General features: G+C 62.0%; 9 protein-coding genes. All 9 read right to left on the bottom strand.

Annotated features, from left to right (window positions below; translation table 11 throughout):
- Positions 1-94: 94 nt before the first annotated feature.
- On the bottom strand, positions 95-850 hold the full coding sequence (locus tag E8L22_RS05470) for an ABC transporter permease (RefSeq protein ID WP_136524196.1): 756 nt from the start codon (positions 848-850) through the stop codon (positions 95-97).
- 50 nt (positions 851-900) lie between these two features.
- On the bottom strand, positions 901-1827 hold the full coding sequence (locus E8L22_RS05465; RefSeq protein ID WP_136524195.1) for an ABC transporter ATP-binding protein: 927 nt from the start codon (positions 1825-1827) through the stop codon (positions 901-903).
- A gap of 18 nt (positions 1828-1845) precedes the next feature.
- Positions 1846-3981, bottom strand: coding sequence for a hybrid sensor histidine kinase/response regulator (locus E8L22_RS05460; protein ID WP_246044554.1), 2136 nt, complete (start codon positions 3979-3981; stop codon positions 1846-1848).
- Between the two features lie 237 nt (positions 3982-4218).
- Positions 4219-5295, bottom strand: a complete 1077-nt coding sequence (locus tag E8L22_RS05455) for a PAS domain-containing sensor histidine kinase (protein ID WP_136524193.1) — start codon at positions 5293-5295, stop codon at positions 4219-4221.
- A gap of 171 nt (positions 5296-5466) precedes the next feature.
- Positions 5467-6999, bottom strand: a complete 1533-nt coding sequence (locus tag E8L22_RS05450; RefSeq protein WP_136524192.1) for an ATP-binding response regulator — start codon at positions 6997-6999, stop codon at positions 5467-5469.
- A complete protein-coding gene (locus E8L22_RS05445) occupies positions 6986-9253 on the bottom strand; it encodes an ATP-binding protein (protein ID WP_136524191.1) in 2268 nt (755 codons plus the stop codon). The genes E8L22_RS05450 and E8L22_RS05445 overlap by 14 nt, the downstream gene beginning before the upstream one ends.
- A gap of 81 nt (positions 9254-9334) precedes the next feature.
- Positions 9335-10342 (bottom strand): NAD(P)H-dependent glycerol-3-phosphate dehydrogenase, encoded by a 1008-nt coding sequence (locus tag E8L22_RS05440; protein WP_136524190.1) that lies wholly within the window; start codon positions 10340-10342, stop codon positions 9335-9337.
- A 138-nt stretch (positions 10343-10480) separates the two neighbouring features.
- On the bottom strand, positions 10481-11998 hold the full coding sequence (locus E8L22_RS05435) for a HEAT repeat domain-containing protein (protein WP_136524189.1): 1518 nt from the start codon (positions 11996-11998) through the stop codon (positions 10481-10483).
- 168 nt (positions 11999-12166) lie between these two features.
- A complete protein-coding gene (gene gyrA / locus E8L22_RS05430) occupies positions 12167-14680 on the bottom strand; it encodes a DNA gyrase subunit A (protein ID WP_136524188.1) in 2514 nt (837 codons plus the stop codon).
- Positions 14681-14722: the final 42 nt, after the last annotated feature.

Here is a 14722-nt window from a genome sequence, read left to right as displayed (position 1 = left end):
CCTTTCCGACACGGTGTCGCAAGGGGCATCCAGGAGGTAAAAAGTTTACTGCGAACTTTACTATGAAAGGCGCGGCGAACTCAAGAAGAATCGCTTATTCCGCCATTTTACGATTGAAGACGTATACGGCAACGGCGAAAGATACTGCCGCACTCAGAACCAGGTTGACCAGGTAGTGAGTGGGGACGGCTCCAGTGAGGAGAGCGTCGCGAGCCCCCTCGAAAACAGCCGTGGTGGGTAGCAGCTCAATCAGTGGCAGTATGGCTGAAGGGTAGGATGAGAGGGGGAAGAAGATGCCCGCCATGAATATGAGCGGGACGATGATCACGGACTGCACCCGGCCTATGTTTTCCGGCTTGTCTATGACAGTGCCGCAGATAGTGCCGAGGCAGGAAAAGGTCATGGAAGAGAGTGCGATGCACCCTAAGTAGCTTGGGAGGTGCGTGTAATCGATGCGGAAGGGGGTGAGGGCGAGGATCACCAGGAAGACGACCGAACCCTTTACCGCCCCTTGTGAGAAACCGGAGAAGATCTTGCCGATGACGATGTCGTAGACGGTCACCGGGGTGACGCGGTACTCCTCTATGGTGCGCTGCACGCGGCGGTGAAACCACATGCTCCAGGAGCTCTCGTCGAAGGCCGCGTTGACCGCGGTCATCGATATGAGGCCGGGGGCGATGAAGAGAGGGTAGGGGACCCCGTTCACGGCGGTGATGTACCCTTTGAGTCCGAAGCCGAAGGCGAGGTAGAGGGTGAGGGGGTATGCCACCACCGAGACGAGCTCAGAGACGATGCTGCGCCTTAAAACCAGCATGTCCCTGCCCCAGATGGAAAATGCGCCTTTGAACATTGGGCTTCCTCTTCTTGGTCTGACTGGTCTGACAGGTCCGACGTCGGACGCTACTCCCTGACCTTCTCCCCGGTCAGTGCGATGAACACGTCCTCCAGGGAGGGCTCCTTCAGACAGATGCGCCGGATGTCGGCGCCTCCCAGACGGTCCATGAGCGGCTTGATCGACTCCTCGTCGGCCAGGGTGATCTGGAAAACCGCTCCCTCCCGCTCCACCCCTTTCACGAACGATAACCCGGCCAGCACCCCCTCGTACCGCTCGGCATCACGCTTGAACTCCACCTGGTAGGTGTGCGCCCTGGAATAGGCGTCCTTCAGCTGCGCGGCGGTCCCGTCGGCGAGACACTCGCCGTGATCCATGATCATGATCCGGTCGCAAAGCGCGTCGGCCTCGTCCATGTAGTGGGTGGTGAGAAACACGGTCATCTTGCGGCGCAGACCACGGATGTAATCCCAAAGCGCACGCCGGGACTGGGGATCGAGCCCGGTGGTCGGCTCATCGAGAAAGAGCACCCGCGGCTCGTGCACAAGGGAGCGCGCCACCACGAGGCGGCGCTGCATGCCGCCGGAAAAGGTGTCGGGGAAGTCTTTCCCGCGCGAGGCGAGTCCGGTCATCTCCAAAAGCTCGTCGATGCGGGGGTTGTAGGAAGCGGGGTGCATGCCGTGCAGCCTCGCGTGCAGGGTGAGGTTCTCGCGCGCGGTCAGGTAACGGTCCAGGTTGTTCTCTTGGGGGACCACGCCGATCAGGCGCCGGACCTCCTTGCCTGCCGCCAGCACGCTGTGCCCCTCGACGAAGGCATCCCCTAAGGTCGGACGCATGAGGGTGGTGAGGATCTTGATGAGGGTGGTCTTGCCGGCGCCGTTCGGGCCCAGAAGGCCGAAGACGGTGCCGCGCGCGACCTCGAGCGAGAAGCGGTCCACCGCGGTGAAACCGTCGTAACTTTTGGTGATCTCGTGGAGCGTGATGGCGTGGCTCATGATTGCCCCGGTCTTTTGTTACTCCTGCGGGAAAAGCAGTGAGAAGGTGCTCCCGCCTCCTTCGGCCTCTTCCACCCACACCACACCCTCGTGCGCATCCATGATGCCCCGCACGATGGAGAGCCCGAGCCCGCTCCCCTTGGACATGAACGCGGTGTCGCCGCTCGAATGGTGAGCGATGTCGCCCACGCCGTAGAACTTGTCGAACACGCGGACCCGTTCGTCGGCAGGGATGCCGATGCCGTTGTCGCTCACCTGCAGCAGGTAGTAACTTTTCACCGCAGCGATGTTGTTGGGAAAGGAGGAGTAGAACTGGCGCACCAAAGGGGTCAACTCCTTCAGGCGCGCATGCTTCAGCGTGCGGCCTATGAGCCGCACCTCGCCGCCGTCGCGCGTGAACTTGATGGCGTTCTCCATGAGGTTTCGCACCGCCAGGGTCACGAATCCCTCATCAACCGGTACCGCGCTCTCCTCGCCGGTGATCTTCACGGCGATGTGCCGCTCGGAAAGGGGCAGCGCAAAGAGGTCGTGCACCTCGCGGCAGAGCTGGATCAGGTTTGCAGGCTTTTTCTGCGCCAGCGGCCCCTGGGCCTCGATCCTCGAGATGGAAAGGAGATCCTCGACCAGCTTTCGGAGCTGCACCGTTCCTTCGTACACCGAGGAGAAGATGTTGTGCTGCTCGGGGGTCATCGGGATCCCCGAGTACTTCAGCAGGAACTCGACCCCGCCCATGATCGAGGTGATCGGGGTCTTGAGCTCGTGGGAGGCGATGCCGATGAAGTTGTTCTTGGCGGTGTTGAGGCGCCCGAGTTCGATGTTCGCCCTCTTGACCTTCTGCAGGTTTTCCTTGAGCTCCATCTTGCTCTTGTAGAGCTCCTCGGCCTTCTCCTTCATCTTGTCGTAGAGGCTGTAGTTGTCGATCAGAACGGCGAGCTGTCCGGCAATGGAGCAAAGCAGGAAGACGTCGCGGTCGCTGTAGTTGCGCCCGGAGATGGTCCCGACCGTCATCACCCCCATCACTTCCTGCCCGATCTTCAAAGGCACCGTGCACCAGGAGTGCAGCCCCATGGCGACGGCAGCCTTCTTCGCCTTCTCCGGAAAGCGCGAGTCGGGCTCCTCGCCGAGGAAGGGACGCCCCCCTTGGGCGAGTTTCGTCCATTCCGCATCGGCGGGTAGCGTCTTCATAGCTTTTTCGAAGGGGGCGGAGAGCCCGAGGGAGGCGCGCATCTTCAGCCGCTCACCACCCTCGAAGAGATGGATGCAGGAAAAGTCCATCTGCAGCATGTTGTGCAGTTGGAAGAGGAGGTCGCCCATCACCTTCTCCACCCCTTTGGTGTACTGCAGGCGGAAGGCTACCGCGTATAAGGTGAGGAGTTCGCGGTCGCTGGTCCGCTTCTCTTCCTCCACTTCGCGCCTTTTGGTGATGTCTTTTATGATGTGCACGAAGCCTGCGCGGTCGTTCCCCTCGATACGCATCGGGTAGCTCGCCACGTTGTACCAGCCGCTCAGGTTGGGGAAGCGGATGTCCTCTTCGGTTTCGCCCTGCATGTGCAGGAAGCGGAAGACCTTTCCCTCGGGAAGCTCAGATCCGAAGAAGACCTCGTCGATGCGCTTGCCGAGGATGGCCCCGTATCCGCCGGGGAAGTAGGAGAAGACCCGGCCGTTGCAGCGAGAGATGACCCCTTCGTTGTCGGTGATGATGATGAGGTCGGAGACCGCGTCGAAGACCGATTCCCACTCCGCCTTGCCGCGGCTCACCTTTTCCTGGGTGAGCCGGTGCGCCTTGCGCTCCTCCGCCTCGCGCAGCTCGCGCTCCACGACCGGCACAAGGCGCGCCAGGTTCCCTTTCATCAGGTAATCGTTCGCCCCCGACTTCATGGCGGCTACCGCGAGGTCTTCGCCGATCTTGCCGGAGACGATGATGAAGGGGATGTCCTCTCCGCTTTCGTGCAGGATATGCAGGGCGCCGAGCGCGTCGAAGGCCGGCATCCGGTAATCGGATATCACCACGTCCCACTTGTTGTCCTGCAACGCCCGGCGCATCCCCTCCGCGGTCTCGACGCGCCGGTGCTCCAGCCGATAGCCGCCGCGTACCAGCTCGCGGACCAGGAGCAGGCTGTCTTCCAGGGAATCCTCGACAAGCAGAACCTTCAAGGGAATTGACGATTGAAGATTGACGATTGACAACGCACTACCTCCAGCAACTGACAGCTGATAATGGACCATTGACGATGACAGCCCCACCGACCTCCACTGTCAATTCCCCATCACCATGACTCCATCCCCGCCTTAGTACCGCCAATAAAAGCTGTTCGCTTCAGTGCCGGGCTTTACATTGTCAATTGTCAATCGTCAATTGTCAATCCGCCGCGTCACTGTTAGTACCCGTCGTCAATTGCCTCTAGAAGTCAGGGTGAAGAAGATGGTGGTTCCCTTGCCGGGTGCGCTCTCCGCCCAGATCCTGCCGCCGTGGCGCGTCACGATGCGGTGCGCAATCGCCAGCCCGACGCCGCTTCCCTCGAACTCGTCGGTGCGGTGCAGCCTGTTGAACAGGGTGAAGAGCTTGCCGGCGTACGCCATGTCGAAGCCTGCGCCGTTGTCGGCAACGAAGTAGACCCTCTCTCCTTCCTCTTCCTTGACCCCCAGCCGGATGCGCGCCTCACCCACCTTGGAGCTGAACTTCCAGGCGTTGCCGATCAACACCTCGAGGAGTTGCCTGGCAAGTTTCGGGTCCGCCTCCCCCTTGATCCCCTCCGGGATGTCGAATTCCGCCTGCCGCGCCGGATCGTTGTGCCTGAGCTCGAGGGAGATCACCTGGGCTTTCACGCTCAGGTCGATGGGCTGTCGGGTCAGCTCGCACCTGCCCACCCGGACAAACTGCAGGATGGCGTCGATGAGTTGCGCCATCTTTCCCGTGGCCTGGCAGATGCGGGTCAGGTACTCCCGCCCCTGGTCTCCAAGCGCAGCGCCGAAGTCGTCCAGCACGGCGCGGCTGAAGCCGTCTATGTGCCTTAGCGGTGCCCTCAAGTCGTGCGATATGGAATAGCTGAAGGCCTCCATCTCGCGCTGAGCCGCCTCCAGTTGCACGAGCCTCTCCTCCAACTGCCGACGCAGCGACTCCTCGCCGGTGGAAACGGAGGGATTTATGCGCGCAAGCACCAGGTGCGCCGGTTCCCCTTGAAACCACAAGGGGCGCCAGGTGAGCTTCAGCTCCAACTCGCTCCCGTCCCGGTGACGCTGCCGGCAGGTGCGCTCCAGGTCATCCTCGCCGGCCGGGGCCGAACAGGGATCTACCGACAGCCCCGACAGCCCCAGGGCAAGGAACTCGCTGCGCGCGTAGCCGTACAGCCGAAGCGCCGCCTCGTTCACCGCAAGGATCCGGCCGTCCTCCCGACGGCATACCCACATCGGCTCGGGATTTTCCTCGAACAACTCGCGGTAACCCGCGTCGCTTTCTCGCAGCGCCACTTGCCCCCCTATCCTCCCAGGATCATCTGCATAGTGCCGGTTTTCCCATGAGAAGGTACCCCTCTCGAACGAAGACATACTTTACTACAAATCACAAAACAAAAAATAGAATAATTAAAAGTACCTTCGAAAAGCCCTATGGGGCTTTGGGGGATGCGTGGCTAATTAAACCTATTCCTCAGGCTCCTCGGGAAGCGCCGGAAGAAGGATGGTGAAGACACTTCCCCTTCCGGGTTCACTTTCGGCCCAGATGTAGCCACCGTGGGCGTCCACCGCCTTGCGGCAGAAGGCGAGGCCGAGGCCGGTGCCGCGGGTCTTTCCCTGGCGCCGGTTTCTTGCCTGCACGAAACGGTCGAAGATGGAGCCGATGGACTCCTGTGGTATGCCGACGCCGCTGTCGCGCACGCGGATCCTGACGAAGTCCCCCTCTTTCGGGAGCTGATCGTCCGCGTAGATCTCCTCGGGAATCGTTCCGGTGATGGAGGAGGGGTCCCTCACGAGATCGGCGGAGACCTCGATTTCCCCCTCTTCGGGGGTGAACTTCACCGCGTTGGAGAGGAGGTTTCCTATGATGCGGTTGAAGGAGGAGCGGTCCGCCGAAACCGCCGGAAGATCCGGGACGATGGTGGTGAAGAGCCGGATGCCGCCACGCTCGGCGACGGTCTGTAACTTGCTGACGCTGCGGCCGACCAGGGCGCCGGGCTCCTCCTCCCTGAAGGCGAGCTTCATCTTGCCCGCTTCGAACTTGTGGATGCCGAGCAGGGTGTCGATCATCTCCACCATCTCTTCGCAGCTCTCGATGGCGGCGTTAAGGTACTCGCGCTGGTCCGGGGTCACCGTGCCGAGCTTTCCTTCCCGCACGAGGTCGATGGAGCCGACCACCGCGGTGATCGGCGACTTGAGGTCGTGAGAGAGCATGCTGACGAAATCTTCCTTCTCCTGCTCCAGTTCCTTCAGCTTGGAGATGTCCCTGATGATCTCGACGCTTCCCACCAGATCTCCCTCGGCATTTCTAAGCGGCGCCGCCGAGGAAAGTACCGGAACGGCCCGGCCGCCGACGTGCAACGTGTAGGAGACGTCGAGGCACGACTCATCGGTTCTCAGTACCGTCCGCGCAGGCAACTCGCCGCCCGGGACCTCCGCCTTCAGTACCTCCTCAATGGGCCTCCCGCCGATGGTCCCCTCCGCACTCAGGACGCGTTCCGCCTCCCGGCTTGCGGTGATGATGCGCCCTTCGAGGTCGACCGCCAGCAGGAGGTCGGCCATCCCCTGCAGCACCGCCGCCATCTTCAGGCGCTCCTCGTCCAGTTGGCGCTGCAGCCTCGCGTTCTCCTTGCGGGTCCTGTCGATGCTTATGGCCCGCTCCACCTTTTGCAGCATGTCGTCGGCGGAAAAGGGCTTGGAGATGTAGTCGAGGGCGCCGTTCTTCATCGCCTCCACAGCGATGTCCTCGCTGCCGTGGGCGGTCATCATCACCACCGGCGTCTCGTCGGTCCGTATCCGGCTCAGCACCTCGAGGCCGTCCATGCGCGGCATCTTGATGTCGAGCATGATCAGGGCGAACCGCTCCGCGGCGACCGCCTCCAGGGCCTCGACGCCGTCGCGGGCGCGGACCGTCTCGAACCCGGCATCCTCCAGCTGCAGCTTGAGGATGAGGGCGATGTCCGCCTCGTCGTCGACGATCAGTATCTTATTTTTTTCCATCGGTCTCCCCTATGATTGGAACGGTGAAGCTGAAGGTGTTGCCGCGCTCCTGCGCCGCGGTGTAGAAGATCCTGCCGTGGTGGCGCTCGACGATCTCCTTGCAGATGGCGAGCCCCAGCCCGGTCCCCCCCACCTTGCCGCGCTCCTGGCACTCTATCTGTTGGAATTTCTTGAAAAGTTTGTCGCGATCCGACCACTGGATGACGCGCCCCTTGTCCGCGACCGAGACCACCACGTAGTTTCCTTCCTGCTCGGCGCTGATCATGACCACCTTCCCCTCCGGCGAGAACTTCACCGCGTTGGAGAGGAGGTTCGTGAGCACCTGGATCAGCCGGTCGCTGTCGCCGTACACCATGGGGAGGTGCTCCCCCACCGTGTTGACGATGGTGATGTCGCGCCCCATGGCGTAGGACTTGATCTCCTCGACGGCGTAAACGGCGAGTTCGCCGATCGACACCGGCTTGAACTTGAAAACCATGCCGCCGGACTCGATGCCGGAGATATCGAGGATCTCTCCGATGAGCCGGATCAGGCGCTGTGTGTTGCGGAAGCAGACGGTGAGGAGCTGCCTCTCGGTGTCGGTGAGCCATTTGCTCCGGGTCAAAAGGAGCTGCAGCGATCCCTTTATCGAGGTGAGAGGCGTCTTCAGCTCGTGGGACACCGTGGAGATGAACTCGGTCTTCATCTTGTCCACCTGCTGTTCCACGGTGACGTCGCGAATGGAGAAGACGATGCCTGCGAAGCTCCCCTTCTCGTCGGTGAGCGAGGAGAGGTATATGTGGAGCCTTTTCCCCTTTACGGTCAGCTCTTCCCTGCACCCTCCGGCTCCCGCCTGGGTGAACTCCCTGATACGCGCAAGAAGGGGGGTGAAACCTACCAGTTCGCAGACCTGCTCGATCGGCTTTCCGACCACCCTGTGCGGCACCATCTCGAAGAGCTGCTGGGCCGCCGGGTTGAAGAGGACGACCTTGTTGTCGAGGTCCGTCACCACAACCCCTTCGGCAAGACTCGTGAGCACCGCCTCGAGCCGCCCCATCTCCATGGCGAGGGCGGAGGTTCTCTCGTCGACCATACGCTCCAGTTGCTCGTTCAGCTCCTGGAGGTCGGAGGTCTTCCTGTTGATGATGGCATCGCGCTCCTTGAGGGCCTGCACCATCTGGTTGAATGAGGAGGCCAGCATGCCGACCTCGTCGTCCTGGTCCCCTTCGACCCGCTGGTCGAGATCCCCTTCCTCAATCCTGCTCGCGCTGGAGGCTAGCTCCCTGAGCGGGCGGGTCAGATGACGGGAGGCGAGGAAGGCAAGGCCGAAGGAGCAGAGTATCCCGACCGCTGCGGCGGCGAGGATGTTCTCAAGGTTCTGCCTCCTGTTATGCTTGAACCTTTCCGTGGCGACCGCAACGGAGAGCGAACCGACGAACTCGCCGCGGCTGTTCAGGATGGGATCGATGACGGTTTCGAACGATCTGGAGCCGATCATCGCCTCGCCGCGGTACACCTCGCCGCGTTCCAGTACGTCGATGACCTCCGGCGGCAGCGTGGAGGAATCGCGCAAGGTGCTCGGGAGGCTGCTGGCAATGCGCAGGTCGCGCTGGGTGACGGTGATTTCGACGTCGCGGCCCGACACTTCCTGTAGCTCGTCGGGTAGGGTAGGGCGGTCGTTCAGCACCTCCCCGGCAACGATGCATCCAAGTACCCGGCCGTCCTCGGCAAGGATCGGAACCGCCACCGTCGTGACGAGCGCCTCGCTCTCGCCGTCCCGTGCGCAGTAGCGCTCCACCCCCGTTCTGCACAAGAGCGCCCCCGACAGTATCTCGGTGGAGATGACAACGCGCTTTCCCACCAGCGCCTGTTCCACTACCCCCGGCACTTCCAGCCTCTCGCCTGGGTGGTCGTCCTTGAGGCTCGCCATCACCCGCTTGTCCGCGTCGAGCAGCACGAGAAACTCGAGGTAGGGGAGCACCTTGTGTATCCCCCGCAACCGGTCCTCCAGCCAGCCCCTGTCCCCGGCATTCATGTGTTCGTGAACGATCCTGGAAGTAGCCGGCTGCAGCAGTGAGTACTTGACGATCTTGGCGCGGTCGGCAAACTGGCTTCGGGCGTAGGTGAGGTAGGTCTCGAGATTACGGTCGACTTCCGAGTGCAGCGAGGCACTCATGGTCTTCATGGTGGAGTAAATCAGGGTGGAATACGAGATGAGCAAAATGGCGAGGATGGACAGGAGCAGTTTGGATCTTATGCCAAAGCGTGGTTGCATCACCCATCCTTGAAAGGCGGATTAAGACCTGGATCGAGGTTGGTGAACCGTCCCGATCCAGGTCTTGATCTTGATCTGTGGCTAAGCTCCTTCGGCCTTCAGGTTCCTGGTCATGAGCTCAAGAACCGCTTCGCGGGCCGACTTGTCCTGGTAGAGCATCTGGTACATCTGCTCGATGATCGGCATCTCTACCCCGAGCTTCTTCGCCAGGTTGTAGGCCGATTCCGTGGTCTTCACCCCTTCGGCCACCATGCGCATCTCGCCTAGGATCTCCTCGAGGCGGCGCCCCTGGCCGATCTGGATGCCGACGCTGCGGTTTCGGGAGAGATCGCCGGTGCAGGTGAGCACGAGGTCGCCCATGCCGGCAAGCCCCGCGAAGGTGGCGGGCTGCGCCCCCATGGCGAGGCCCAGGCGCGTCATTTCGGCAAGGCCGCGGGTGATCAGGGCGGCGCGGGTGTTGCTGCCGAAGCCCAGACCGTCGGAGATACCTGCGGCAATGGCGATGACGTTCTTGATCGCCCCGCCAAGCTCTACCCCGACCACGTCGCTGTTGCGATAGACCCGGAAGAAGTTGGTGGTGAAGGCCTCCTGCACACGGCGCGCTATCTCCTCGGATGCCGCGGCAGCGGTCACCGCGGTCGGCATCTCCTGCGCGACCTCGCGGGCGAAGCTCGGACCGGAGAGCGCCGCGAACCTTTCGTACATCGCTTCGGGAAGGATGTCCCGGTAGATCTCGGAAACGGTGGCGAGGGTGTCCACCTCGATCCCCTTGGATGCGGAGACGATCACCGCATCGCTCGGGATAAAGGGAACGGACCGCCCCATCACCCGTCGCACCAGCTGCGACGGCACCACGCTCAGCACCATGGTGCAGTCGCGGTAGGCCTCCACGAGGTCGTTGGTGTAGGCGAGCTTTTCATGGAGCGTGATGCCGGGGAGAAAAAGGTTGTTCTCCCGGGTGTCGCGCATGGTCTGCACCAGCTCCGGCTCGTACGCCCACAGGGTTACCTGGTGTCCCTTCTTGGCCAAGAGGTCGGCAAGGGTGGTGCCCCAGCTTCCCGCTCCTATGACGGCGATTTTTTCCAGCATGTCTTCAAGCCCTCTCGTTGTATCCGCAGCCCTTCATGAGGACTTTTACCGTAGCACATATAATGAAAATTCCCCCTCCCGTCAAGGAGGGGGAAGCGATTTTGGGTGAAGTTACCGTGCTTAGCGGCGCTCCGGTCTCTACTCGACCGCTCTGAGCGGCAACTCGTCGCCCCGCTCGAGGGACTCGCGCGCGATCTCCATGCTTTCGAGGGCGAAGCGGCGCAGGAAAGGATGCAGGTACGCCGGCAGTGGGTTATCGACCATACTGTCCGCGAGTCCCACTACTTTGGCAACCTCAACTACGTCCCTGCCGCAATGGAGCATGAGGTCCGCGCTGATAAGGAGTCGTTCCCGGATGAGCTCCAGCTCCGGCGTGATCAGTTCCGCGCAGAAGCGCTCCAGGACTTGCTCAGAGTCCTTCCCCTTTCGGTAATCCTCGGCGAAGTCGTAGACCCGCTGGGCCGCCATGTACCATCCCGAAAAGAAGGGATCCTCGAACAGGCGCTGGGCCAGCCGCTCTCCCTCCTGAAAGCTCAGGGCACGCGGCGCGGGAAGACCGGTCAGCCGCTCGGCCAGCGGGGCAGGGGAGAGGTCGACGCCGGCGAAGATGCCGCGCCTCATGTAGAAGTCGGCGGGAAGGTAGCAGAGATCGCGGCTCCAGTGCAGGGCATCGCGGATCAGGTCGATGAGGTATTCGGGGGCGACCTCGATCAGGTCGTCCTGAAGGCGGAAACCCTCCACCTCGGCGAGAAAATTCTCGACCGTCAGTTCCCCGGCACCCCAGGCCGCCAATACCCCGCGCCGCTCGTGTACCTGCATGTAAAGGACGCTCACCGTGTCGGCGCCCGCCCAGCGTGACAGGAGCAGAGAGCGGTAGCCGTCGCCGTCCGGAGGAGTGGCGTAACCGGCATGGAAGGGGAGGTGTTCGCGAGGAGGCGGTACGGCGACGCCCAGGAAACGCAGGCGGCGCAGCGCCTTGTCGGCAACGGAAAGGAGGTCCCGGTCGCACTGTGCGAGGAAGTCCTGCAGCACCCCGGCGGCCTGCGGGTCCCTGATCCGGCCGAGCGCCTGCAGTGCGGCGTGCACCACTTCACGCTCCGGGTGCCAGAGCATCGCCTGGAGCATGAGCGGGGCGTGGCGGTCCCCGGAGCGGTACAGCTCGCGAATGACGATCTGCTGCACCTCGGGAGGGTGCGAGAGGAAATCGTCAAGGAAGGTAACCATCCCCTCCTCGCCGAGTTGCATGGCTCCCTGCACCTGCTGGCCCAGCGAGCTTGTGCCGGAACCGGACTTATCCTGGCTGAAGGGCGCCGAACTGACATCCACGCCGTACCCTTCCAGGGCGATCATGAGGGCAGCCTTGCCGTCCGCGGCGAGGTCCTGGCGTTTCAGTGCGATCTGGATCAGCTGGTCCAGCCAGTGCTCCGAGTCGAAGAAGTCCAGTATATAGGCGTACTTCGCGATCAGTTCGCCGGAATTTTCGCGCCAGAGTTCGCGCACGAGCGGGCGCAACGCCCTCTTCCCGGCCTCCTGGAACCTGCGTCCGATCTGTTCCATCTCCTCGATGGAGATGCCTTCCCCTTTGAGCCGCCCCAGAAGATCCAGAATGTCGCGGCGCTCCTTCAGGGAGTTATCCACCTTCTCGCTCTGTTGCATGAGCCTACCTTTTGTCACTGCATGGCACCCCTCCAAAGGAGGGCAAAAATTGCATGTTAGGCTGCTGCTGATTGCTGCTGATTACTGCCTGTGGTTCTGTCGGACAGTCGGACCGGTCCGACTGTCGGACTGGTCCGACTGGTCGGACAGCTTGTTGAGGGGAGGCGCTTACTCTTCGCCCTCGCCACCCTCCGACTCCAGTTCCACTATCTCATCAAGCTCGGAGTCGTCATCGTTCTCGTCCTGGTCCTCTTTCTCGGCGAGGCGCGCCACGGCTACCACGCGCTCGTTTTCTTCCTTCACCATCAGGCGCACACCCTGGGTGTTCCTGCCGATGATGGAGAAGCCCGCCACCGACACGCGCAGGATCTTGCCCTGATCGGTGATCAGCATCAGGTCGTTGTCGTCCACCACCTGCTTGATGTCCACCACCTGGCCGTTTCTCTCGGTGGTCTTGATGGTGATGACACCCTTGCCGCCGCGGGTCTGGGTCCGGTACTCGCTGATCTCGGTACGCTTGCCGTAGCCGTTCTCAGTGACGGTGAAGATGGTGGAGTCGGTGAAGTTCTCGTTCAGGATCTCCATGCCTATCACCACGTCGTCATCCTCAAGGGTCATGCCGCGCACGCCGCGGGAGACGCGACCCACGGTGCGGACGTCGTCCTCCTTGAAGCGGATCGCCTTGCCGGTGGCGGTGGCTAAGAGCACGTCCTGCTTGCCGTCGGTGAGCGCCACGGAGATGAGCTTGTCCCCCTCGTCCAGGTTCACGGCGATGATGCCGCCGACCCTCGGGTGCGAGTACTCCATCAGGTTCGTCTTCTTCACGACGCCGTTTCTGGTCGCCATCATGATGAACTTGTCGTCCACGAACTCCTTCACCGGGAGGATGGTGGTGATCTTCTCGTTGTTGGCGAGGTTCAGGAGGTTCACGATCGCCTTGCCGCGCGCAGCGCGACCCGCCTCCGGGATCTCGTACACCTTGAGCCAGTACACCTTGCCGGCATCGGTGAAGAACATGAGGTAGTCCTTGGTGGAGGCGATGAACAGCTGCTCCACGAAATCCTCCTCTTTGGTCTTCATCCCGGTCTTCCCTTTGCCGCCGCGGCGCTGCGCGCGGTAGAGGGTGACGGCATTACGCTTGATGTAGCCGGTGTGGGAGATGGTGACCACCATGTCTTCCTCGACGATGGTGTCCTCAAGCGAGATGTCGGCGGTCTGCATGACGATCTCGGAACGGCGCTTGTCGCCGAACTTGTCCTTCAGCTCCAGCAGTTCGCCCACGATGATCTTCAGGATCTCGGCCTCGGAGGCGAGGATTTCCTTCAGGCGGGCGATGTACTTCAGGATCTCGCGCAGTTCCTCGAGGATCTTCTCGCGCTCGAGACCGGTCAGGCGGTGCAGCCTCATGTCGAGGATGGCCTGGGCCTGCAGGTCGGAAAGGCCGAACTTCTCCATGAGGCCGACCTTCGCCTCGGCGGGCGACGCGCTCGCCTTGATGAGGGCGATAACCTCGTCCAGGTTGTCGAGGGCGATCTTCAGGCCTTCCAGGATGTGGGCCCTCGCCTCGGCCTTCTTCAGATCGAAGATGGTACGGCGGGTGACGATTTCTTTTCTGTGCTCGATGAAGAAGTCGATGGTCTCCCTGAGCGTCAGGACGCGCGGCCGGTTGTGCACGATGGCCAGCATGATGATGCCGAAGGAGGACTGCATCTGGGTCTGCTTGTACAGGTGGTTCAGGATGATGGTCGGGTTCTCGTCCTTCTTGAGCTCGATGACGACGCGCATACCCTCGCGGTCGCTCTCGTCCCTGAGATCGGATATCCCCTCGATCTTCTTCTCCTTGACCAGCTCGGCGATCTTCTCGACCAGCCTAGCCTTGTTCACCTGGTACGGGATCTCGGTGACCACGATGGACTGGCGCTCGGTCTTCTTCTGGGTCTCGATCTGCACCTTGGCGCGCATCTGGATGATGCCGCGCCCGGTCGAGTAGGCCTTCATGATCCCTTCTCGGCCGTAGATGAAACCGCCGGTCGGGAAGTCCGGGCCCGGTATCAGTTCCACCAGCTCCTCGAAGGTGAGCTGCGGGTTATCGATGATGGCGACGATGCCGTCGATCACCTCGGAGAGGTTGTGCGGCGGGATGTTGGTCGCCATGCCGACCGCGATGCCGGCGGAGCCGTTAACGAGCAGGTTCGGGAACTTGGAAGGAAGGACGAGCGGCTCCTTCAAGGAGTCGTCGTAGTTCGGTCCGAAGGGGACCGTTTCCTTGTCCAGGTCGTTCAGGAGCTCGTGGGCTAGCTGCTCCATCCTGATCTCGGTGTAACGCATAGCAGCCGGGGAGTCGCCGTCGATGGAGCCGAAGTTCCCCTGGCCGTCGACCAGCGGGTACCTGAGCGAGAAGTCCTGGGCCATCCTGACCAGGGTGTCGTAGACGGCGGTGTCGCCGTGGGGGTGGTACTTACCGATGACGTCGCCGACGACGCGGGCCGATTTCTTGTACGGCTTGTTCCAGTCGTTGGACATGTCGTACATGGCGTAGAGGCAGCGCCTGTGCACCGGCTTGAGTCCGTCGCGTACGTCCGGAAGCGCGCGGCCGACGATGACCGACATGGCGTAATCCATGTAGGAGCGCTTCATCTCGTCTTCGATGTTTACCGATACCTTGTTCAGTTGATTCAGCATTTAAGAAACCCTTTCCGGTCAAAAGGCGGCACATTCGGGTGA

The sequence above is a fragment of the Geomonas ferrireducens genome (assembly GCF_004917065.1).
Taxonomy (GTDB): domain Bacteria; phylum Desulfobacterota; class Desulfuromonadia; order Geobacterales; family Geobacteraceae; genus Geomonas; species Geomonas ferrireducens.
Note: the sequence above shows the minus strand (reverse complement) of the source record. Positions and strands in the feature narration are given on the sequence as shown.

What these genes read in the sequence shown, in the direction of transcription:
- E8L22_RS05470 (WP_136524196.1), bottom strand. Translation starts at nt 850, where the DNA reads ATGTTCAAAGGCGCATTTTCCATCTGGGGCAGGGACATGCTGGTTTTA.
- E8L22_RS05435 (WP_136524189.1), bottom strand. Translation starts at nt 11,998, where the DNA reads ATGCAACAGAGCGAGAAGGTGGATAACTCCCTGAAGGAGCGCCGCGAC.
- E8L22_RS05440 (WP_136524190.1), bottom strand. Translation starts at nt 10,342, where the DNA reads ATGCTGGAAAAAATCGCCGTCATAGGAGCGGGAAGCTGGGGCACCACC.
- E8L22_RS05465 (WP_136524195.1), bottom strand. Translation starts at nt 1,827, where the DNA reads ATGAGCCACGCCATCACGCTCCACGAGATCACCAAAAGTTACGACGGT.
- E8L22_RS05450 (WP_136524192.1), bottom strand. Translation starts at nt 6,999, where the DNA reads ATGGAAAAAAATAAGATACTGATCGTCGACGACGAGGCGGACATCGCC.
- E8L22_RS05445 (WP_136524191.1), bottom strand. Translation starts at nt 9,253, where the DNA reads ATGCAACCACGCTTTGGCATAAGATCCAAACTGCTCCTGTCCATCCTC.
- gyrA (WP_136524188.1), bottom strand. Translation starts at nt 14,680, where the DNA reads ATGCTGAATCAACTGAACAAGGTATCGGTAAACATCGAAGACGAGATG.